Genomic DNA, 22,885 nt, shown 5'->3' on the forward strand with positions numbered 1-22,885 from the left:
GCAGAAATAAATTCAGACTACAGGACCATCCCGGTTCAAAAGTTAAAAAGGGCAGTAAGCCCGGAATCTGAGGCACACAGTGGGTTCGTCGAGCAGGGCAACCCCGAAAGTGGCGGTATTGTTGGGCGGTTCCTCTGCAGAACGCGAGGTGTCGTTGTCAACGGGGCGCGAATGCGCGGCCGCCTTGCGGGGCGAGGGGTATGATGTGATCGAGGTCGACGCCGGCCGCGATCTTGCCATGCGTCTTGCCGAGATTTCCCCCGATGTGGTTTTTAACGCGCTTCACGGTCGTTGGGGCGAAGACGGCTGTGTCCAGGGTCTGCTGGAATGGATGCGCCTTCCCTATACCCATTCTGGCGTGCTGGCCTCGGCCCTGGCGATGGACAAGGAAAAGTCCAAGGCCGCCTATCGCGCCGCCGGTCTTCCCGTCGCCGACAGCCGCCTGGCCTGCAAGGATGAAATTCGCGCCCGCCACGTGATGCCACCGCCCTATGTGGTGAAGCCCTATGACGAAGGGTCCTCGGTCGGGGTCTACCTGGTGCACGAGGCCGCGAACGGCCCGCCGCAGGTGGCCGATGACCTGCCCGAGGTGCTGATGGTCGAGGCCTTCATCCCCGGCCGCGAGTTGACTGTTTCCGTCATGGGCGTGGCCGAAGGCGATCCCGGCGCGCTGTGCGTGACCGAGATCCTGACCGACGGCTGGTACGACTATGATGCCAAGTACAAGCCCGGCGGGTCGCGCCACGTCTGCCCCGCCGTCCTGCCGGAAGAGATCACCGAGGCCTGCCTGGACTACGCGCTGCGCGCTCACAAGGCGCTTGGCTGTCGGGGCGTGTCGCGCACCGATTTCAGATGGGACGACAGCAAGGGGCTGGCCGGGCTGATCCTTCTGGAAACCAACACGCAGCCGGGGATGACGCCGACGTCACTGACGCCTGAACATGCCCAGGCCTGCGGCTATGACTTCGGCAAGCTCTGCCGCTGGATCGTGGAGGATGCCTCATGCAACCGCTGATCGCCACACGTCCGTCGCGCGGGACCCCGACCAAATCCGCCCGGCCCGAGCCCGCCAAGACCCCTGAACAGAGCGCGCAGGAAAAGCGCGCCAACCTGATCAGCCGGGCTGTCGCCAACGTGCAGGCCAACATGAACACGGGCAAGGGCGGGGCGAAACCCCAGCCCGATGGCGAACGGGTCAAGGCCGATCCCGCGCCCTCGCGCGCCGCCTACCGGATGCAGCGGGTCATGCTGACCCCGGCCTACCGCCTGACCATCCGGGTGATCTTTCCCTTCCTGATCGCTCTGGTCGTCGCCACCGTCTATCTTTCCGACGAGGAGCGTCGCGACAACCTGCTGCTGACCTTCAACGACGTCCGCAACCAGATCGAGACGCGGCCCGAATTCATGGTCAAGCTGATGGCGGTCGACGGGGCCTCGGACGAGACCGAGGCCGACATCCGCGAAGTGGCGCAGATCGATTTCCCGATCTCGACCTTTGATCTGGACCTGGATGCGCTGCGCGAAACCATTCAGGGCCTGCCGGCCGTGGGCCATGCCAGCGCCCGCATCCGCCAGCAGGGCGTGCTGGAAATCGACGTGGTCGAACGCGATCCGGCGCTGCTGTGGCGCAGCCGCGACGGCATCCGCGTGCTGGACAAGACCGGCATCGAAATCGCCGAGTTGGACACCCGCGCCGCGCGCCCCGACCTGCCGGTTGTCGCCGGTTTCGGGGCCAACGACCGCACGGAAGAGGCGCTGCGCCTGATCCGCATCGCGTCCCCCTTTGCCGACCGCCTGCGCGGGCTTGAACGGATAGGGAACCGCAGATGGGACGTGGTGCTGCATCCCGACATGCGGATCATGCTGCCGGACGAGCAGCCGGAACTTGCGCTGGAACGCGCGATCGCCCTGCACGAGGCGCAGGACGTTTTGAACCGGGATGTTGCGGCGCTGGACCTGCGCCTCGCCGCACGTCCGACCATTCGAATGAATGCCCCGGCGCTGGAGCGCTGGCGGCAGATCAAGGACGTGTATCTGGGGGCCGGTAACTGATGACGATGTTGTACGAAACGCAACGGGCAATGCGGAACATGCGCAAGGCTGCGCTTCAGCGGGGCGTGGTGGCCGTGCTGGACGTGGGCAGTTCGAAGATCGCCTGCCTGGTGCTGCGCATCGACCAGTCCGGCGTGCACTACCAGGGCGACAGCGCCGGATCGCTGGCCGGTCAGGTCGGCTTCCGCGTCATTGGCGCGGCGACCACCCGGTCGCGCGGCGTGAACTTCGGTGAAATCGACGCCATGCCCGAGGCCGAGCGCGCGATCCGCACCGCCGTGCAGGCCGCCCAGAAGATGGCAAACATCCGCGTCGATCACGTCATCGCCTGTTTCTCCGGGGCCGAGCCGAGGTCCTACGGTCTGGCCGGTCAGGTCGAGGTCGAAGGACAGGCGGTCACCGAACAGGACATCGCCCGCGTGCTGGCCGCCTGCGACGTGCCCGACTACGGGGCAGGGCGCGAGGTGCTGCATGCCCAGCCGGTGAACTTCGCGCTAGACCACCGCTCGGGGCTGTCGGATCCGCGCGGGCAGATCGGCCACACCCTGTCGACCGACCTGCACATGCTGACCGTCGATGCCACCGCGATCCAGAACCTGGCCTATTGCCTCAAGCGCTGTGATCTGGAACTGGCGGGCGTGGCGTCGTCTTCCTACGTCACCGGGATCTCTTCGCTGGTCGAGGACGAACAGGAACTGGGGGCCGCCGTCATCGACATGGGCGGCACGACCACCGGCATCTCGATCTTCATGAAGAAACACATGATCTATGCGGACACCGTGCGCATGGGCGGCGATCACGTGACCAGCGACATTTCCATGGCGCTGCAGATCCCCGCCAGCCACGCTGAGCGGATCAAGACCTTCTACGGCGGCGTCGTCGCCACCGGCCGCGACGACCTAGAGCGGATCGAGCTGAAATGCGAGACCGGCGACTGGAACCACGACCGGCGCGAGGTTTCCGTGGCCGAGCTGATCGGCATCATGCGCCCCCGGGTCGAGGAGATCCTGGAAGAGGTCCGCTATCGCCTGGATGCCGCCGGGTTCGATCACCTGCCCAGCCAGCAGATCGTGCTGACGGGCGGGGCCAGCCAGATCCCCGGTCTGGATGGTCTGGCCTCGCGTATCCTGGGCCAGCGTGTCCGCTTGGGCCGCCCCCTGCGCGTTCATGGACTGCCGCAGGCCGCTACAGGGCCGGGTTTTGCGTCCTCGGTCGGCATGTGTCTGTTCGCGGCGCGTCCGCAGGACGAATGGTGGGACTTCGAGGTCCCCGTCGATCGCTATCCGACCAAAAGCCTTCGCCGCGCCGTGCGCTGGTTCAAGGACAACTGGTAACCCTTTCACATCCGCGTCAGGCCGTCCGCAGGGGCGGCCTTTTGCGTTTTGGGGGCGTTCTGGGGCAGGGGGATCGGCGGCTTGGCGCCGAAATCGCGCCCCAGCCCCGCTCACGACCTTGTTTGCTTGGTGAAAAGCCACTTGCGCTGGTCAGGGCAGGCCAATTCATGCGAAACTGTGCAGACCATAAGGGCAAAGCCCCGAGTCGGCACGGGCAGTGACCGTCACAAAAGGATCAGGAGAATCGCGTCTGGGTGTAACCACCCAGATTTGCTGGAAGTTCGGACTATTCTTGCTCGGTTCATGGCTATTCTTGCGGGTTGGCTACTTCAAGATCTGGGCGTAACGGCAATATTCCGCTGGATTTCTCTGCTTTCGCCCCAGATTTTGGGCGAAATCCTCCGATTTAAGGGTGACCTCCCCCCAGACTCGGGTTATGGTGAGCAACGATAGGCATGAATAGACAGCGCCAGAGATGGCACGACAGGCGGACAAAACCATGGCATTGAACCTCTCGGTCCCCGGACAGGAAGAACTGAAACCGCGCATCACCGTGTTCGGTGTCGGGGGCGCGGGTGGCAACGCGGTCAACAACATGATCGACAAGGCGCTGGATGGCGTCGATTTCGTCGTGGCCAACACGGACGCGCAGGCCCTGCAGCAAAGCCGGGCCGAGCACCGCATCCAGCTGGGCGTGAAAGTGACCGAAGGTCTGGGTGCCGGGGCGAAAGCTTCGATCGGGGCCGCCGCCGCAGAGGAATCCATTGAACAGATCGTCGACCAGCTTGCCGGGTCGCACATGTGCTTCATCACCGCCGGCATGGGCGGTGGCACCGGCACCGGCGCTGCCCCGATCATCGCGCAGGCCGCGCGTGAACTGGGCGTGCTGACCGTCGGCGTCGTGACCAAGCCCTTCCAGTTCGAGGGCGGCAAGCGCATGAAGCAGGCCGAAGACGGTGTCGAGGCCCTGCAGAAGATGGTCGACACGCTGATCATCATCCCGAACCAGAACCTGTTCCGTCTGGCGAACGAAAAGACCACCTTCACCGAAGCCTTCTCGATGGCGGATGACGTCCTGTACCAGGGCGTGAAGGGTGTCACCGACCTGATGGTCCGTCCCGGCCTGATTAACCTCGACTTCGCGGACGTCCGTGCCGTGATGGACGAGATGGGCAAAGCCATGATGGGCACCGGCGAAGCCGAAGGCGAAGATCGCGCCATCCAGGCCGCCGAGAAGGCCATCGCGAACCCGCTGCTGGACGAAATCAGCCTGCGCGGTGCCAAGGGCGTCCTGATCAACATCACCGGGTCGGACGATCTGACCCTGTTCGAACTGGACGAGGCCGCCAACCGCATCCGCGAAGAGGTGGATCCGGACGCCAACATCATCGTCGGCTCCACGCTCGACACCTCGATGCAGGGCAAGATGCGCGTTTCGGTCGTGGCCACCGGTATCGACGTGGTCGAAATGGTTCAGGAAACCCCGTCGCCGCGCCGCCGTCAGCCCGAGCCGGTTGCAGAAAAGCCCGCTTTCGTGGCGCCGGCCCCGGTTGAGGCCGACATCGAAGTCGCAGCCGAACCCGCACCGGTCCAGACCCGCAGCTATGCGCCGGTGGAAGAAGAGGACGACGCGAACGAGCCGTCGCTGTTCCACGACTTCCCCCCGGTCGAAAGCCAGGATGACGTGGTCGAAGAGATGACCGACGACGGTCTGCCCGCACCGGCCTACCGCCCGCAGGTGGTGCAATCCGCACCCCAGCCCGCGCCGCAGCCCGTTCCCCAGCCGGCCCCTCAACAGGACCGCATGGCCTCGGACGAATTCGTGGCTCCGCGCGCCCCGCGTGTCGGACAGCCCTCGGCTGAAACCCTGGCCCGCCTGCAGGCTGCCGTGACCAAGGGCCCCTCGGCCCGCGCGCCGCAGCCCCAGGCCGAACAGCACGAGGAAAAGTCGCGCTTCGGGATCAACTCTCTGATCGGTCGCATGACCGGCGATCAGAAGGCCGCCGCGGCGCATCAGGCGCAGCCCCAGCCCGCCATGCGGACCCAGGAAGCGCCCCGCAAGGCAGAATCGAACCCCGAGCAGGAACGCATCGAAATTCCCGCATTCCTGCGTCGCCAGGCGAACTGATCGACGAAACGACCCGAACGTCACTGACGTTCAGACGACCTCGACCCGAACGTCACCGACGTTCAGATTACCTCGGAACGGCTGCCCTTGGGTGGCCGTTTTCCGTTGTGGGGTAAGGGGGTAGGGTGCTGCACGGCCATGTTGCAGGCCATGTTACATTCCGTTGCAAAGCGTGAATTGAGCATTATCCACACCCATCCTATCTATGGGCAACGGACGCGATCTGCGGGGGCAACCGCATCAAGAACGGATCGCACCTGTCCGGGAAAACGAGGAAGTCGTGCAAAAGACGCTGAAAGCTCCGGTCCTGTTCAAGGGTGTCGGGCTCCATTCCGGGGCCCCGGCCAATCTGACCGTGCGCCCGGCCGCGCCGAACCATGGCATCCTCTTCCGCCGCACCGACATCCGCCTTGGCGACAGCGAGATCCCGGCCCAATGGGACCGCGTGAACCGCACGCCCCTGTGCACGATGCTGGAAAACGCCGCCGGCACCCGCGTGTCGACCATCGAACACCTGATGGCCGCACTGGCCGGCTGCGGCATCCACAACGCGCTGATCGAGATCGACGGCCCCGAGGTTCCGATCCTCGACGGCTCCTCTGCGCCTTTCGTGCGGGCCTTCCTGGAATGCGGGCTGCGGGCCCAGTCCGCGCCGATCCGCGCGCTGGAAATCCTGCGCCCGGTCGAGGTCCGCGCAGGCGACGCCGTGGCCCGGCTCGAACCCTCGCGCGTGATGGAAATCGCCTTTGCCATTGATTTCGAAGATCAGGCCATCGGCAGCCAGACCAAGCACCTGACCATGGAAAACGGCACCTTCGTGCGCGAACTTTGCGATTGCCGCACCTTCTGCCGCCAGGCGGATGTGGATGCGATGCAGGCGCAGGGCCTGGCCCTGGGCGGTGTGCCCGGCGAAAACGCCGTGGTCTTCGACGGCGACGCCGTGGTCAGCCCCGGCGGTCTGCGCCGCACCGATGAACCCGTGCGCCACAAGATGCTGGACGCGCTTGGCGATCTGGCGCTGGCCGGCGGCCCGGTCCTGGGGCTCTATACCGGGACGCGGTCGGGCCATAACCTGACCAACACGCTGCTCCGCGCGGTTTTTGGTGATCCGGCGAACTATCGCTTTGTCGATTGCACCGCCGCGCAGGCCGCACGCCTGCCCGGTGCCGGCGTGCACCTGGACGAGATTCCGCAGGTCGCCTGAGGCCTGCCGCACCACGAGGATCCGGCGCAGGCGATGTGCGAAATCCTCCTATGCGCAGGAAAGGGTTAAAGTCGATTTGCCCCCCCGATTTTCTGTGCTAGACCCTTGGGGACAAACGCGGGGTCGCAGGGCTGCCGCGGGATGTGAGTCATAAAAAGACGGAAGAGGCGGCACGTGGGGGAGTTTCGATTGTCAGGCGGAAAAGCAAGCGCCGCAGCCCTTCTTCTGTGCGCTGTACTGGCCGGCTGTGGCGGCACATCGACCGACGGCAAGGGCATTGGCGGTGAACCGATCGAGGCCTTCACCGCGGAACAGATCTTTGGCCGCGCCGAATATGAGCTGAATCGCCGCAAGTTCGAACGCGCCGCCGAATACTTCGGCGAAGTCGAACGGCTGTATCCCTATTCCGCCTGGGCCAAGCGCGCGCTGATCATGCAGGCCTTTGCCCATCACAAGGACAAGGACTACGAGAATTCGCGCTCGGCCGCGCAGCGGTATATCGACTTCTACCCGACCGACGACGATGCCGCCTATGCCCAGTACCTGCTGGCGCTGTCCTACTATGATCAGATCGACGAAGTGGGCCGCGATCAGGGGCTGACCTTCCAGGCGCTGCAATCGCTGCGCACGGTGATCGAACGCTATCCCGAAAGCGATTACGCGCGGTCCTCGATCCTGAAATTCGACCTGGCCTTCGACCACCTGGCGGCGAAGGAAATGGAGATCGGGCGCTATTACCTCAAGCGCGATCACTTCAGCGCGGCGATCAATCGTTTCCGCGTCGTGGTCGAGGATTTCCAGACCACCACCCACACCCCCGAGGCGCTGCACCGCCTGGTCGAGGCCTATCTGTCGCTTGGCCTGACCGACGAGGCGCAGACCGCCGGGGCGATCCTGGGCTACAACTACCAGTCCACCGACTGGTACGAAGACAGCTATCGCCTGCTGACCAAGCAGGGGCTGGAAACCAAGGTGCGGGGCCGCAACTGGCTGTCGAACATCTACCGCCAGATGATTCAGGGCAAATGGCTGTGATCCGGCCCCTGCGGCGGGTCCGGTAACGGGATAGCAAGATGCTGCGCGGGTTGGACATCCGGGACATGCTGATTATCGACCGGCTGGAGCTTGAGTTCCAGCCCGGTTTGAACGTGCTGACCGGCGAAACCGGGGCCGGCAAATCCATCCTGCTTGATTCCCTTGGCTTCGTTCTGGGCTGGCGCGGACGCGCCGATCTGGTGCGGCAGGGGGCCGATCAGGGCGAGGTCACGGCATCCTTCGACCTGCCCGAAGGCCACGCCGCGCATCGCGTGCTGGAAGAGGCCGGGCTGCCCGGCGGGCCGGAGCTTCTGCTGCGGCGGGTCAACACTGCCGATGGCCGCAAGACCGCCTGGATCAACGACCGCCGCGCCAGTGGCGAGGTGCTGCGCGCCCTATCCGAGACGCTGATCGAACTGCACGGCCAGCATGACGACCGCGGGCTTTTGAACCCGCGCGGCCATCTGGCGCTGCTGGATGCCTATATGGCGCGCCCCGATCTGATCGCCGCCACCCGCGACGCCTGGCGCGCCCGCCGCGAAGCGCACCGCGCTTTGGATCAGGCCCGCGCCGCGCTGGAAGAGGTGAAGGCCGAAGAGGATTTCCTGCGTCACGCCGTGGGCGAGCTGGACAAGCTGGACCCCCAGCCCGGAGAGGACGAGGCCCTGGATGCCCGCCGCCGGCTGATGCAATCCGCCAGCAAGGTCCGCGAAGACATCACCCGCGCCGCCCAGGCGCTTGGCGGTGACGGGGCCGAAGGCCTGATGACCGATGCGCTGCGGCGGCTCGAGGATGCCTCGGACCACGCGGGCGACCGGCTGGAGGCCGCGCTGGCCGCCCTGTCGCGCGCCCTGACAGAACTGGGCGAGGCCTCGGACGGCGTGGAACGCGCGCTGGACGAACTGGATTTCGACCCGATGGAGCTGGAACAGACCGAAGAACGGCTGTTCGCCATCCGCGCCCTGTCGCGCAAGCATGGCATCGTTGCCGACGATCTGCCCGCCTTTGCGGAAACCCTGCGGGAACGTCTGGCACGGCTGGACGGCGGAGCCGACAACCTGGCCGCGTTGGAGAAATCCGCCAAGGCTGCCGCCGCCGCTTATGATGCCGCTGCGCAGGCCCTGTCCGACGCCCGGGCCGAGGCCGCGACGCGGCTGGACGCGGCCGTGATGACCGAACTCGCCCCCCTGAAGATGGAGCGCGCGGTGTTCCAGACCGCCCTGGCCGCCACCGAACCCGGCCCCGATGGCCGGGACGAGGCGACATTCACCGTGGCCACCAACCCCGGGGCCCCGGCGGGTCCGCTGAACAAGATCGCCTCGGGCGGAGAGCTATCGCGGTTTCTTCTGGCGCTGAAGGTCTGTCTGCGCGGTGAACGCGCCGATGCCACGATGATCTTCGACGAAATCGACCGGGGCGTGGGCGGGGCGACCGCCGATGCGGTTGGTCGCCGTCTGGCGGGCCTTGCGGATGGTGGTCAGGTTCTTGTCGTCACCCATTCGCCCCAGGTCGCGGCCCTTGGCGCACATCACTGGCGCGTGGCGAAAAGGGTCGAGGACGGCATGACGCTGTCCACAGTCACCCCGCTGGCCGAGGATGAGCGCGTCGACGAAATCGCGCGTATGCTGTCGGGAGATCGGATCACGCCCGAGGCACGGGCTGCAGCGCTTTCCCTGTTGGGTTGACGCTAATATAGGCAGACCCCGATCAACCATGCCGATTGACCGGGGCTAACCAGACACTTTTTACTACAGTATCCGAATACGTGAAATTCGCGGGCGCGTCATACACCATATGGGTGATGCCTACTGTCTTGAGAAGGATAGCGCCTTGCTGGCAAGGCTTCACGCTTTCGTGAGGTGCATCAATTCTTCCAATTGACGCAACACCTCGAAGCAGTGCTGGAACAGCAGAAAGATACCCGCATTTTGCACCATTATGATGCGAACCTGCGGAAAATCCACCCTGTATTCGCCGACCGTCTCGGGGGCGACGGCTTGATCATCGGAGCCGATCATCGCAACGACCTGGACGCTGTCGGCCATGGCGCGGAACTCCTGATGCCAATCAGTGACATGGAACACGCGGGTGTCCTCGATATAGGCGTCGCTTGCGTCGACGCCTTCGCCCATCAGGATCTCGGTTCCGCATTCCAGCGCGTCGAAGATCCGTGGCGACCGGGTGGTCGCCACGTCCGAGGGGCTGCCGGAATAGATCAGCCGCACGAATTCGGCCTTGCCCAGCTGCCGCGCCATGGCAAAGCCCGCGCGCGAGGCAAAGGACAGGAACTGCGGCGCAAACCGCGCAGTGCCCAGCACGAACCGGTGCCAGCGTCCCATGCGCTGGTATTGCGCATCCCGCAGGAAGGGAAGGGAGGCCCCGCAGCCCAGAACCCCCAGCACCCGGTCCGGCGCGATGGCGTGTAGCCGGGCGGCAAAGGGCATGTCTTCGTCCAGCACAAGGCAATGGGCGGCGGGAATGTCCAGCCGGTCCATCAGGGCGATCACATCCTCGGCCACGGCCTGGGCGCGGTCGATGCCAAGCGGAAGCGGGGTGGACCCGCCATAGCCCGGCCGGATCGGCACGATCACCCGCAACCCGGTCTGCCCGGCGGTGAATTCCCCATCCGCAGGCCAGCGGCACATGCCGAAATTGGCGCAGAAATAGATCACGGGCCGGCCGTTCGGATCGCCGAACTCCAGGAAATCCACGCTGCGCCCGTCAGGGCGGTACAGGACCTGGAAGGGTAGCTCGGGCAGTTCCAGCCCCGCGCGGGCGACCCGGCCGCTGATCATCGCAGCGGTGTCCAGCGGCGCATCTGGGGCCGAGATCGGCACCGAGGTCAGCGCCAGGCGCATCAGGTCCGCCTGGCTGGAGGTTTCGGTCTTGGATAGAAGGGATTTCACCTGCGTCCGCACGGTGTTCAGCGACCGTCCGCGCAGGTCTGCGATCTCGGCCAGGCTGTGGTTCTTTGCCAGCGCCGTCAGCACCTCAAGCTCGGCCTGGGACAGGCCAAGCGTATCGCGCAGCCGGGCCAGGGCGTTGGCGGTCCAATGGGTTTCGGTCGTTGCCATCAGCACGAAGGGCGGGTGACGGTCGGGACGGCACAGATGCAGGCTGACCAGCACCGCCTGGCCGTCCTTTTCGGTCCGGGCACGGATCAGGCTGGGCAGGGGCGGTTCATCGGCGGCCCGGGTGCGGAACAGCTCGACCGCGGCGCGAGAGATCGCACGAAGATCCTCGCGCTTCAGGTGCAGCCCGCTCAGCGCGACGCCGCGGGAGATGCCCAGCCGGTCATGGGCCGCGCGGCTGACCCCGGTGACGCGCATCTGCCGGTCCAGCGTCAGCGCCACGGTCATGCGATAGGGCATCAGGGCCAGGTCCTCGGCCCGCCGGTTCGACTGGCCGATGGCCTTCAGCAGCAGATCCTCGACCTGGCGGATGTGTCGCGGCAGCGACGACCGCGCCAGAAGTCCGCGCAAGCCCCCCTTGGCGGTCCCTTCGGGGCCATGCCATTGCGGCGCGATCATGCGTTCCCACAGATCCAGAAGTTCGGGCAGGGTGCTGGGATCCAGCGCGGGGCTGTAAAGCTTGTCCAGCACCTGCGACATCAGCGCGGCATCCTCGGGGCTTAGCCCGGGCTGGGCGTCGTCGGCGGTGCTGTCCGGCATCGTATCCGCGCTTACCGGATCGACGGATCGCACGGCAGAGGCATCCCGGCTGTCCGACGGCAGCGTGGTGCCCGCGCTGCCTTCGCTGGCCGACCTTGCAATGCGGCTGTCCGTCGCTTTCGACACCTGTGCCCCTGATACCGTACCCTGTCCTCGAACCGTCCCGCGGTCGGCGTTCAGCATGGGCCATTTCAGGGCCGCCGGTCAATCGGTCGCACCTGCAAAGGCAGGTTATTGTTGCTAATTGGCGTCAGGCACCATCTTGCCCGGGTTCATCAGGTTATGTGGGTCCAGACTGCGTTTGATGTCGCCCATCACGCCCCAGGCATCGCCATGTTCGCGCGCCATGAAGACCTTCTTGCCGGTGCCGATGCCATGTTCGCCCGTTGCCGTACCGCCCATGGAAAGGGCGCGGTCCACCAGCCGGTCGGCGGCGGCTTTCACGCGCGCCAGTTCTTCGGTGTCGTCGGGATCGAACAGCAGGATGGCGTGGAAGTTGCCGTCGCCCACATGGCCCAGGATCGGCCCGCGGATGCCCTGGGCGTCCAGGTCGGCCTGGGTGGCCTCGACCGCCTCGGCCAGGCGCGAGATCGGCACGCAGATGTCGGTGACCACGGCGCGGGTGCCGGGCCGCGTCTGCAGGATCGCCCAATAGGCGTGGTGGCGCAGCGTCCAAAGCGCCTTGCGCTCTTCCGCGCCGCTGGCCCATTGGAAGCCGTGCCCCTGGTGATCCGCGACGATCTCGCCAAAGCTTTCCGCATCCTCGGCGACCGAGGTCGGAGAGCCGTGGAATTCCAGAAGAAGATGCGGCGCCTCGGGCATGCCGGCCCCGGCGTATTCGTTGAAGACCTGCACGGTGGCCGCATCGACGAATTCGACCCGCGCCATGGGAATGCCCATCTGGATCGCATCCGTGACCGCGCGCACCGCATCCCCGATGGTGTCAAAGGCGCAGACGGCCGAGGTCACGGCCTCGGGCTGGCCATGCAGCCGCAGGGTCAGTTCGGTGATCAGGCCAAGCGTGCCCTCGGCCCCGACGAACAGCCCGGTCAGATCATACCCGGCCGAGGATTTCCGCGCCCGCGTACCGGTGCGGATCACCCGGCCATCGGCCAGCACGACCTCGAGCCCCAGGACATTGTCGCGCATCGTGCCATAGCGCACCGCCGTCGTGCCGCTGGCCCGGGTCGATGCCATCCCCCCGATCGAGGCATTGGCCCCCGGATCGACCGGAAAGAACAGGCCCGTCGCGCGCAGCTCCTCGTTCAGGACCTCTCGGGTCAGGCCGGGCTGCACGCGAGCGTCCATGTCGCCCTGCGAGACCTCGAGAATGCGGTTCATGCGGCTGAAATCGACGCAGATCCCGCCCTGGAACGCCTGGGCCTGACCTTCCAGCGATGTGCCCGCACCCCAGCCGATGACCGGAACCGAATGCGCCGCGCAAATGGTCACAAGCGCCGAAACCTCTTGCGTATTTTCCGGATAGGCCACCGCATCGGGCAGGGTCAGGGGGAAATAGCTTTCCGATGCGCCATGGGTTTCCAGTTCGCTCTTGGACCTCGTGATCCGATCGCCTAAGAGTTTGGAAAGCTCCGGCCAAGCCGCTTCTATCGTCATGAGGGTATCCTGCCAGTCAGATTTGCGCCCTTGTAAGGTAGCTCGCAGTCCAGCGAAAGGGCAGGCCGGGCCCTGAACGCGCGCAATTGGCCCGGTGCCGCCGGGCCGTGACTTGAAGGACAATGACCGGATGACGGGGCAGAGCCGATCGCAGGTGGCCGAACTGGCCGATGGCATGATCGCCACCCTGCGCAACGGCTGGCAGGTGATCCGGACGCGCGGCCCCAACCAGGTGCAGTTCTGGCTGATCGCCCTGGCCGTGGGGATCGTTGCCGGATCGGCCGCCGTGCTGTTCCGCAACGGGATCGCCGCGCTTCAGACGCTTCTTTATCGCACCGACGACGTGGCGCACCTGCACAGCTGGGCGGGATCCCTGCCGTGGTATTGGGTGCTGTGCATCCCCATTGCCGGCGGTCTGGTGGTGGGGCTGATCCTGCACGTCTTTACGCCCGACGGGCGGGTGCGATCGGTGGCGGACGTGATCCAGGGGGCCGCCCTGCACGAAGGCCGGGTCGAGGAACGCGCCGGCCTTGCCTCGGCCGCGGCGTCGCTGATCACCCTGGGCACCGGCGGGTCGTCGGGCCGCGAAGGGCCGGTGGTGCACCTGGCCGCCGTCATCTCGTCCCGGGTGCTGACCTGGCTCAAGGCCGACGGGGTCACCGGGCGCGACCTTCTGGGCTGTGCTGTGGCGGCGGCGGTCTCGGCCTCGTTCAACGCGCCGATCGCCGGGGCGCTTTTCGCGCTCGAGGTCGTGTTGCGGCACTTCGCCATCCATGCCTTTGCCCCGATCGTCATCGCGTCGGTTGCGGGCACGGTGATCAGCCGGCTGCAATTCGGCGATGTGACCGAGTTTTCGCTGCCGGCAGCGTCCTTCCTGCAATTCTACCAGGAGCTTCCGGCCTTCCTGATGCTGGGCGCGATCTGCGGTGTGGTGGCGGGCATGCTGATGCGCACGATCTTCGCGGCCGAGGACCTGGCGAACCACGTCCAGGCCCGCACCGGCATTCCGCGCTGGCTGCGCCCGGCACTGACCGGCGCGATGCTGGGGGCCATGGCGATCCTGTTCCCGCATATCATCGGGGTCGGCTATGAAACCACCTCGGCCGCGCTGACGGGCCAGCTGGGCCTGACGCAGGCGATCCTGTTTGCGGTCATCAAGACCATCGCCGTGGCGATCACCATCGGCGGGCGCATGGGGGGCGGAGTCTTTTCACCATCGCTGATGGTGGGAGCGCTGACGGGGCTGGCCTTTGGCATCATCGCGACGTCGGTCTTTCCCGATGTCTCTGGCTCGACCGCGCTTTATGCGCTGGCGGGGATGGGCGGCGTGGCGGCGGCGGTGCTGGGCGCACCGATCTCGACCACGCTGATCGTGTTTGAACTGACGGGCGACTGGGCGACAGGCCTTGCGGTGATGGTGACGGTTTCGATCTCGACCGCGATCGGCACGCGGCTGGTGGACCGGTCCTTCTTCCTGACCCAGCTGGAGCGCCGCGATGTCCACCTGGCGGCGGGGCCGCAAGCCTATCTTCTGGCGCTGTTCCGCGTCGCGGACGTCATGCGCCCCATGGGAGGAGAGCGCAGCCCCTCGGAAGAGGCCTGCTGGGAGCTGATCGAGGCGGGCGATTACGTCGACGCGCAATCCACGCTGGAAGCCGCGCTGCCCGCCTTTGACCGCACCGGCGCGGTCTTCTTGCCGGTGGTGCAGATCACTCGTGCGGATGAGCCGCCCAAGCTTCTGGGCGCGATCTATCACGTGGATGCGCTGCGCGCCTACAACCGGGCCCTGGCCGCCACGGCGGCCGAGGAACACAGCTGATCATCTGATGGGTTGGGCGCTGGTCGCCACCCTGGGGGCCGTCACCCGTTTTGATCGGCCCCCTGCTGATCGACCCCGTCTTGATCGCCCGAAGACGCGATCAGACCCGTTCGACCGCCACGAAATCCGTAGCGTAAAAGGCGATGTGGCCGGCGATGCGTTCGGCCCCGTCGATGGGGTTTTCATAGGACCAGGCGGCGTTTTCCAACGTCGTGCTTTTCGTGACGATGGAAAAATACGTTGCGTCACCCTTCTTGGGGCAATGGGTCGTGTGGCCGGTCTGGTCCAGAAAAGCCATCGCGATATCGGCGCGGGGGAAGTAGATGACCATCGGCAGGTCGCCTTCGCTCAGCTCCAGCGCGTCGCGGCTTTCGCCCAGAACGGCACCGCCGGCGCGGACAACCCAGGTGCCTTCGGCACGGTGAATGGTAATATCGGACATGAACGGCCCTCCCCAAGGCTTAGGATCTTGTGCCCGGTCAACATCACAGGATGGTGACAAGGGCCTATTATTCAAAGTTTTTCCGTCGCGACGTTGAACCATGTCCCGCAGTCTTCCGGGATCAGAGGGCCGATTTTGTCGCGGCAGATGGCGTGATAGCTGTCGATCCAGTCGCGTTCCTCTTGGGTCAGCAGATCCGGGTCGATCAGGTTGCGGTCTATGGGAACCCAGGTCAGGGTTTCGAAGGCCAACATGTCACGGGCGTCGCCGCCGGGCAAGGGTGCTGCACTTTCCACGGCGATCAGGTTCTCGATCCGGATGCCAAAGGCCCCTTCGCGGTAATAGCCCGGCTCATTCGACAGGATCATGCCGGGAACCAGCGGCACATCGCCGCCACGCGCCAGCCGCTGAGGCCCCTCGTGCACGCAAAGATAAGCCCCGACGCCATGGCCGGTGCCATGGTCGTAATCCAGCCCCGCCAGCCACAGCGGATAGCGCGCCAGCGCATCCAGGTGCGACCCGGCCACGCCACGCGGGAAGCGGGCGCGGGAGATGGCGATCATCCCCTTGAGCACCAGGGTAAAGGCGCGCTTTTCCTCTGCGCCGGCCTGACCCACCACAAGGGTGCGGGTGATGTCGGTGGTGCCGTCCGGATACTGCCCGCCACTGTCCAGCACGATCAGATCGCCTTCGCCCAGGCGGCGGTTGGTCTGGGCCGTGACGCGGTAGTGCGGCAGCGCCCCGTTCGGACCGGCCCCGGCGATCGTGTCGAACGAGATTTCGCGCAGCATGTTGGTGTCGCGGCGGAACCCTTCAAGCTGGGTGACCAGGTCAATCTCGCTCAGCCCGGTGTGATTTGCCGCGTTGAACCAGGCAAGGAACCGGCACATGGCCACGGCGTCGCGCAGATGGGCATCGCGCATGCCTGAAAGTTCGGCGGCGTTCTTGCAGGCCTTGGGCAGGCGGCAGGGATCGGTGCCGGGGATCAGGTCCAGCCCCGCCTGGTCCAGCAGAAGCGCCACGGCCTGGGGTGCGGATTGCGTGTCGACCCGCACCGGCCCCTGGGCGAGGTCCGAGAGGACGTCGGCCAGATCGCCTTCGGGCCGGATGTCGACCTGAGGGCCCAGGTGGTCGCGGACCTCGTCGCATTTTGCCGGATCGGTCAGCAGCACGGCCGTGCCATCGGCACGCAGCAGGGCATAGGCATGGGCGATCGGGTTGCGGGGAATATCCGCCCCGCGGATGTTGAACAGCCAGGCCACGGAATCGGGCAGGGTGATCAGCGCGGCCGCATGGCCCGCGCGGGTCAGATCCTGTGCCAGCCGGGCGCGTTTGGCCCCGTGATCCTCGCCCGCGAATTCCAGCGGATGCGGCAGCACCGGGGCCGAGGGCGGGGCGGGCTGGTCGTCCCAGATCGCGTCGATCGGGTTGGCGATTGGGCGAAGGTCATGGTCGGGAAGCCCGGCGGTCAGGCGGGCGATTTCATCCAGGCTATGCAGCCAGGGATCAAAGCCCACCACCCCGCCCGAGGGCAGGTCGCGCGACAGCCAGTCGACATGGGTGGTCATGGGCCAGTCCACGGGGGTGAAATCCGGCGCGACCTGGGCGCGGACCTGCACCGTGTAGCGGCCGTCGACGAAGACGGCGGCACGGGTCGCGGTCACCACGCAGAACCCGGCCGAGCCGGTGAAGCCCGTCAGCCAGGCCAGACGGTCGTCATGGGGCGCGACGTATTCGCCCTGAAACCGGTCGGCGCGCGGCACGATCACCGCGTCGAGGCCCTGCTCCGACATCAGCGCCCGCAGACGGGCCAGACGGGGCGGCCCCTGGTCGGGCGAGGTCGGGCTGTCGAAACTCTGGAACATATTGGGCCTCTTGACTGAATTTGCCGCAGGATAGCCATTTCGGCCGTCTTGGCCAGAGCGGGCGGGGGGCTTTGGCAGCGGGGCGCCCGGGCCACGGGCCATAGCGCCCCTGACCGGGTCAGGGAGCGGGGCGCTGCCCCGCACCCCGGAGTATTTTCGGCAAGATGATGGGGATCAGGAGGCGCGTTTGATGCCGACCATCCGCGCCCTTGCACGCGGGTCGCTGTCAAACAGCGCCGCCAGCTGTTCGGTCATTGCGCCGGCCAGCTGATCCACATCGGTGATGGTCACCGCACGGTCGTAGTAGCGTGTCACGTCATGGCCGATGCCGATGGCCAGAAGTTCGACCATCTTCTTCTTTTCGACCATGGCGATCACGTCGCGCAGGTGTTTTTCCAGGTAATTCGCCGGGTTCACCGAAAGCGTGGAATCGTCCACCGGGGCCCCGTCGGAAATTACCATGAGGATCTTGCGCGCCTCGCGGCGGTTGACCATCCGGCGGTGCGCCCATTCCAGCGCCTCGCCGTCGATGTTTTCCTTCAGCAGTCCTTCCTTCATCATCAGACCGAGGTTCTGATGCGAGCGGCGCCAGGGCGCATCGGCGGATTTGTAGACGATGTGGCGCAGGTCGTTCAGGCGACCCGGCTGCTGCGGGCGGCCGTCGTTCAGCCAGCGTTCGCGCGATTGCCCGCCCTTCCAGGCGCGGGTGGTGAAGCCGAGGATTTCGACCTTGACCGAGCAGCGTTCCAGCGTGCGCGCCAGAACATCCGCACAGATCGCCGCGATGGAGATCGGCCGGCCCCGCATCGAGCCGGAGTTGTCCAGAAGCAGCGTCACCACGGTGTCGCGGAATTCGGTGTCTTTCTCGACCTTGAACGACAGCGGGGTCGTCGGGTTGGCCACCACGCGGGCCAGGCGGCCGGCGTCGAGGATGCCCTCTTCGAGATCGAACAGCCAGCTGCGGTTCTGCTGGGCCTGAAGCCGGCGCTGCAGCTTGTTGGCCAGGCGGCCCACGGCCCCCTTGAGCGGTTCCAGCTGCTGATCCAGATAGGCGCGCAGGCGTTCCAGCTCGACCGGGTCGGCAAGGTCTTCGGCGGCGATTTCCTCGTCGAAATCGGGGGTGAAGACGGTGTAGTTCGGATCCGCCTCGGAGGCGGGGGGCGGCGGCGGAGGCTCCAGCGGGGCTTCGCCCTCGGGCATCTCGGCCTCTTCGCCCATTTCCTCGTCGGCCATGTCGTCGGTGTTGACGCTGGCCTCGGCGCTGTCCTGCTGCTGGTCCTGGGATTGCTCGGGGTTGGCCTCGGCGTCCTCTTCGTTGTCCGAGTCGCCGCTGCTGTCGGGCTCTTCCTGTTCGTCCTGACCGTCTTCGGCGGCGTCCTGGTCGTCGTCATCGGACTGGTCGGGATCGTCGCCCAGCTGATCGCCATAGCCAAGGTCGTCGATGACCCGACGGGCAAAGCGGGCGAATTCGGACTGGTCGGACAGGGTTTCGTCCAGGTTTTCCAGCGTCGTGCCGGCTTGTTGTTCGATAAAGCCGCGCCACAGTTCCATCACGTTGTCGGCCCCCTGGGGCAGGGGGCGGCCGGTGGCGAGATGGCGGATCAGGTAGCCGGCGGCGACAGGCAGCGGCGCGTCGGACATCTGCGAGATGCCCTCGTAGCCCATGCGCTTGGCCTCGGCCCCGATCTTGGCATCGATATTGCCGGCGGTGCCGGGCATGTCGCGGGCGCCCATGGCCTCGCACCGGGCGGTTTCCATCGCCTCGTAGAGGTCACGCGCCATGTCGCCCGAGGGCGCATATTTCGCATGGGTCGCGGCGTCGTGATAGCGGTGATGCATCGCCAGGGCATCCGCGGTGCCGCGGGCCAGCAGCACCTCGTCCCGGGTCATGCGGCGGCTGACCTGGGGCAGGCGCATGTTGTCTCCGGATTTGCCGGCGGGGTCGACCGAATAGCTGACGTTCAGGTCGGGGTCATTGGCCATGACCTTGGTGGCCTCGGCCAGGGCCTTCTTGAACGGATCGGCGGGATTGTCGCTTGGCTTGCTCATGCCAGAGGTAAAGCATCCCCGAAGGGGATCGGCAATCCCTGATACGCGGGCCTGGTGCCTGCCTCGTACAGGTGACGCGGCGGCGGGGGGGCCGGACATGTCGCCGTCATCCACGTCGCGGCGGGCGAAGGGCAGGCCAAGGCCGCTCATCCCCGGGGTGTCGCCATGGGGCGGCGCGAGCCGGGGGTGCGGAACGAACTGGCCACCGGATCAGCCCGGCAGCAGCGCTTCGCACTGGCGCAGCGCGGCGCGGGCGCGGGCCAGGGCGCGGCTGGCCGTGCCTGCATCGCGGCTGAAACTGGCGCGTTGCAGCAGCATGGCCTGGGCGAATTTGGCTTCGATGCGCCGCGCCAGAACCTCTGGCCCCCGTCCGGGGGGCAGGGCCGCATCCACCAGGTCGATCATCGCCAGACGTTTGCCGCGCACCGCCGTTTCATCGCGGCCGATCAGCCAGGAATGTTCCATTTCGGCAGAGAAGCGACCGGCGCAGCCGGCGAAGATCATCACGGGATCCCCCAGATCGGCAGGCGCAGCATGGGTGGCCCCGGGAAGGGCAAGCAGTAGTCCTAGCGTGAGGTGTCGCAGATACCACATGATCTGGATGATAGCGCACAATCTTTAATCACAAATAAAAAAATACACCCGATCCGGTCCTTTTTGGGAAAAGCACTGTTGACGACCTGTCAGTCGGGGCGATGGCCCGCCGGTCACGTGCTCTGCATTTTCGCGCACAGAGGATGTGCGGCCATCGGGATTTTCTGCGCCTGCAAAAAGCGTAGCTATAAGCCATCGAACGCAAACGCTGAAGGAGACAGCAATGTCCCGCACCCCCCGTATCGCCCTTATCGTCACCTCGACCCGCGACAGCCGTTGGGCCGACGTCCCCACCCAGTGGATGCTGGAGCAGGCCAAGGCCCGCACCGACATGGAGATCGAGCTGGTCGACCTGAAAGATTTCGATCTGCCGCTGTTCAACGAACCGGCGTCGAACATGTGGATGCCGTCCTCGGATCCGGCCGCCGTCAAATGGCAGGAAAAGCTGGCCGAATTCGACGGCTTCATCTTCTCGGTCGCGGAATACAACCACTCGATCTCGGGTGCGCTGAAGAACGCGCTGGACCAGGCCTATAACGAATGGGTCCGCAAGCCGATGACCGCCATCGCCTATGGCTCCATGGGCGGCACCCGCGCGCTGGAGCACCTGCGCCACATCGCGATTGAACTGCAGATGGTTCCGGTGCGCAGCGCGGTCCACATCGGCGGTGCCGACTTCTTCACCGTGCACCCGATGGCAGGTGGCAAGCCGCTGTCCGAGATCGAAGCCAACATCGCCCCGGCCGCAACCGCCGCGCTGGACGACCTGGTCTGGTGGGCGAACACCACCATCGCAGCCCGCGACGCCGAGGCCGCCAAGGCCGCCTGATCGGCACAGCAAGACCCCAGGGACCGGCGCGCAAACTGCATTGCAGAAATCCGCGCCGTGTCACAGGACCACGCAGCCCCGCCTGCGTGGTCTTTTTTTGGGCATAAAGGGGAGGGGTGACGCTATTTGGCGTCGAAATTTACGTTGCCGATCAATAATATGTGGTGGATATGCATATTTTTGCATACCCGGCTCTGCTGACGCTAGGGAGATTCTTTCCATCAAGGGGTCCCTTGGCATACCTTCGCGTCAAAAGGCGTACCTACGCCTCAATAAATAGAAGCAGGCACCACATGATCACGACTCTGATTGAAGGCGTTCTTGAAACGCGTTCGAACTTCATACTTGCTGCAGGTGCAGTATGTACCCTGACAGCAGCCACGATGTTGCTGCTGATGCGCAATGCCGATATCGCCACGCGGCAACAGCGGATCTTTGCGGCGATCTGGGTGGCCATCGTCGCCGGGGTCGGCGTCTGGACCACGCATTTCGTTGCCATGCTGGGCTATCGCCCCGATGCGGCGCTGACCTATGATCTTCAGCTGACGCTGATCTCGATCGTGGTCGGGGTGCTTCTGGTCGGCGTGCCGCTGGCTGGCACCATGTTCATCACCGAAGACCGCACGCGGATCATCTTTGGCATGATCGCAGGTCTGGGCGTCGCCGCGATGCATCTGACCGGCATGTCGGCCATAGAGAACTGCCTGGCCACCTATAACCCCTTTGTCCTGGCCCTTGGCGTGATCGCAGGCATGGGCGGGTTCACCTTTGCCATGTTGCAGGATCTCAGCGTGCACGGATCGCACCTGCGCAAGGGGGCGGGGATCGTCGGCGGTGTCTGCGCGCTGCACTTCGTGGCCATGGCAGCCGTATCGCTGGATCAGGTCGAGGCCGCGGTGCGCGGGATCGGCGGATCCTTCCTGTCGATCCTGGTGGCGATCATCTCTCTGGCGGTGTTCACCATGGCGATGCTGGCGACTTTCAACCACCGCCGCACGCTGGCACAGCTGCGCGCCGGGGTCTGATCCCTACGGCGACAGGCCACGCTGACTGAACGGGTCGGATCCCCTGGGTCCGGCCCGTTTTCCATTTGATCGACCTGAAGGGCGGTTGTCCGGCACAGACGGCCCGCGCAAAGGAAAAAGCCCGAAGGCGCGAACCTTCGGGCTTTTCTATTTCCAATGTCTTGCAGCTGCCCGTCGGGCAGGGGCCAAGCGTCAGACCTGACGATCAGACCGCGCCAGACGCGGCGCTTTCCGGCAGTTCCTCGTCGAAGCAGCGCTGGTAGAACTCGGCCACGGTCTGGCGCTCAAGCTCATCGCATTTGTTCAGGAAGGTCAGGCGGAAGGCATAGCCGACATTGCGGAAGATCTCGGCGTTCTGGGCCCAGGTGATGACGGTCCGGGGGCTCATCACGGTCGACAGATCGCCGTTCATGAAGGCCGTCCGGGTCAGATCCGCCAGGTGCACCATCTGGCTGACCGTCTTGCGGCCCTTTTCATTGTTGTAATGCGGGGCCTTCGCCAGGACGATGTTCGCCTCGGCGTCATGGCTGAGATAGTTCAGCGTGGCGACAAGCGACCAGCGGTCCATCTGCGCCTGGTTGATCTGCTGGGTGCCGTGGTACAGGCCCGTCGTATCGCCCAGACCCACGGTGTTCGAGGTCGCAAACAGACGGAAATACTTGTTCGGCGTGATGACCTCATTCTGGTCCAGCAGCGTCAGCTTGCCGTCGGTCTCCAGCACGCGCTGGATCACGAACATCACGTCCGCACGGCCCGCATCATATTCGTCAAAGACGATGGCGGTCGGGTTGCGCAGCGCCCAGGGCAGGATGCCTTCGTGGAATTCGGTAACCTGCTTGCCATCCTTCAGCTTGATCGCGTCCTTGCCGATCAGGTCGATCCGCGAAATGTGGCTGTCGAGGTTGACGCGCACACAGGGCCAGTTCAGCCGTGCGGCGACCTGTTCGATATGGGTCGACTTGCCCGTGCCGTGGTAGCCCTGCACCATCACGCGACGGTTGTGCGAGAACCCGGCCAGGATCGCCAGCGTCGTCTCGGGATCAAATTTGTAGGTCGAGTCGACCTCCGGAACACGGTCGGTCCGGTCTTCGAACCCCTTGACCGTCATGTCGGTATCAATGCCAAAGACTTCGCGGACCGAGATCTCTTCGGTCGGTTTTGCATTGATATCGGTCATTCCCTCGGCCATCGTCGGCTTGTCCTTCTCGCTGTCGGGCCCAG

General features: G+C 65.5%; 17 protein-coding genes. 10 read left to right on the plus strand and 7 right to left on the minus strand.

The genetic code is table 11. From position 1 onward, the window contains the following. Positions 1-79 precede the first annotated feature (79 nt). From BMX99_RS03695 to recN, 7 genes are all read left to right on the plus strand, one after another. A complete protein-coding gene (locus tag BMX99_RS03695; RefSeq protein ID WP_093447388.1) occupies positions 80-1,015 on the plus strand; it encodes a D-alanine--D-alanine ligase in 936 nt (311 codons plus the stop codon). Continuing rightward, on the plus strand, positions 1,003-2,052 hold the full coding sequence (locus tag BMX99_RS03700) for a cell division protein FtsQ/DivIB (RefSeq protein WP_322788130.1): 1,050 nt from the start codon (positions 1,003-1,005) through the stop codon (positions 2,050-2,052). The genes BMX99_RS03695 and BMX99_RS03700 overlap by 13 nt, the downstream gene beginning before the upstream one ends. After that, a complete protein-coding gene (gene ftsA / locus BMX99_RS03705; RefSeq protein ID WP_093447391.1) occupies positions 2,052-3,386 on the plus strand; it encodes a cell division protein FtsA in 1,335 nt (444 codons plus the stop codon). Before BMX99_RS03700 ends, ftsA begins: the two co-directional genes overlap by 1 nt. Positions 3,387-3,885: 499 nt before the next feature. After that, entirely contained in the window at positions 3,886-5,514 is a 1,629-nt protein-coding gene (gene ftsZ / locus BMX99_RS03710; RefSeq protein ID WP_093448435.1) for a cell division protein FtsZ, read from the plus strand. Between the two features lie 280 nt (positions 5,515-5,794). Further along, positions 5,795-6,718, plus strand: coding sequence for a UDP-3-O-acyl-N-acetylglucosamine deacetylase (gene lpxC / locus BMX99_RS03715; protein ID WP_093448437.1), 924 nt, complete (start codon positions 5,795-5,797; stop codon positions 6,716-6,718). 189 nt (positions 6,719-6,907) lie between these two features. Next, on the plus strand, positions 6,908-7,753 hold the full coding sequence (locus tag BMX99_RS03720; protein ID WP_170848793.1) for an outer membrane protein assembly factor BamD: 846 nt from the start codon (positions 6,908-6,910) through the stop codon (positions 7,751-7,753). A 38-nt stretch (positions 7,754-7,791) separates the two neighbouring features. Further along, positions 7,792-9,438, plus strand: coding sequence for a DNA repair protein RecN (gene recN, locus BMX99_RS03725; RefSeq protein ID WP_093447396.1), 1,647 nt, complete (start codon positions 7,792-7,794; stop codon positions 9,436-9,438). Between the two features lie 159 nt (positions 9,439-9,597). Here recN and BMX99_RS03730 read toward each other — a convergent pair whose 3' ends face one another. Then, on the minus strand, positions 9,598-11,550 hold the full coding sequence (locus BMX99_RS03730; protein WP_170848792.1) for a LuxR C-terminal-related transcriptional regulator: 1,953 nt from the start codon (positions 11,548-11,550) through the stop codon (positions 9,598-9,600). 114 nt (positions 11,551-11,664) lie between these two features. Beyond that, the gene (locus tag BMX99_RS03735; protein ID WP_093447401.1) at positions 11,665-13,041 is read right to left on the minus strand and encodes an FAD-binding oxidoreductase; all 1,377 of its coding nucleotides are present in this window, start codon (positions 13,039-13,041) and stop codon (positions 11,665-11,667) included. 130 nt (positions 13,042-13,171) lie between these two features. On the opposite strand from BMX99_RS03735, the gene BMX99_RS03740 reads away from it, so the two are divergent. Next, positions 13,172-14,860, plus strand: coding sequence for a chloride channel protein (locus tag BMX99_RS03740; RefSeq protein ID WP_093447403.1), 1,689 nt, complete (start codon positions 13,172-13,174; stop codon positions 14,858-14,860). 100 nt (positions 14,861-14,960) lie between these two features. Here the strand turns inward: BMX99_RS03740 and BMX99_RS03745 are convergent, their stop codons facing one another. The 4 genes from BMX99_RS03745 to BMX99_RS03760 form a co-directional block, all read right to left on the minus strand. Beyond that, positions 14,961-15,302, minus strand: coding sequence for a DUF427 domain-containing protein (locus tag BMX99_RS03745; RefSeq protein ID WP_093447406.1), 342 nt, complete (start codon positions 15,300-15,302; stop codon positions 14,961-14,963). A 71-nt stretch (positions 15,303-15,373) separates the two neighbouring features. Next, complete coding sequence (locus BMX99_RS03750) at positions 15,374-17,167, minus strand: aminopeptidase P family protein (protein WP_093447408.1); 1,794 nt, start codon at positions 17,165-17,167, stop codon at positions 15,374-15,376. Positions 17,168-17,341: 174 nt separating this feature from the next. Continuing rightward, positions 17,342-19,216 (minus strand): cobaltochelatase subunit CobT, encoded by a 1,875-nt coding sequence (gene cobT, locus BMX99_RS03755; protein ID WP_093447410.1) that lies wholly within the window; start codon positions 19,214-19,216, stop codon positions 17,342-17,344. A gap of 210 nt (positions 19,217-19,426) precedes the next feature. Beyond that, positions 19,427-19,810 carry a hypothetical protein gene (locus tag BMX99_RS03760; protein WP_093447413.1) on the minus strand — a complete coding sequence of 128 codons (384 nt, stop codon included), beginning with the start codon at positions 19,808-19,810 and terminating at the stop codon, positions 19,427-19,429. 223 nt (positions 19,811-20,033) lie between these two features. Between BMX99_RS03760 and BMX99_RS03765 the strand changes: the two genes are divergently transcribed. Continuing rightward, positions 20,034-20,639 carry an NADPH-dependent FMN reductase gene (locus BMX99_RS03765; protein ID WP_093447415.1) on the plus strand — a complete coding sequence of 202 codons (606 nt, stop codon included), beginning with the start codon at positions 20,034-20,036 and terminating at the stop codon, positions 20,637-20,639. Between the two features lie 293 nt (positions 20,640-20,932). Further along, a complete protein-coding gene (locus tag BMX99_RS03770; protein WP_170848791.1) occupies positions 20,933-21,664 on the plus strand; it encodes an MHYT domain-containing protein in 732 nt (243 codons plus the stop codon). A gap of 205 nt (positions 21,665-21,869) precedes the next feature. Here BMX99_RS03770 and cobS read toward each other — a convergent pair whose 3' ends face one another. Further along, positions 21,870-22,853: a cobaltochelatase subunit CobS gene (gene cobS / locus BMX99_RS03775; RefSeq protein WP_093448439.1), complete on the minus strand. Its 984-nt coding sequence runs from the start codon at positions 22,851-22,853 to the stop codon at positions 21,870-21,872. Positions 22,854-22,885 lie beyond the last annotated feature (32 nt).

This window comes from Pseudooceanicola nitratireducens (assembly GCF_900109195.1).
In the GTDB taxonomy this organism is placed as follows: domain Bacteria; phylum Pseudomonadota; class Alphaproteobacteria; order Rhodobacterales; family Rhodobacteraceae; genus Pseudooceanicola; species Pseudooceanicola nitratireducens.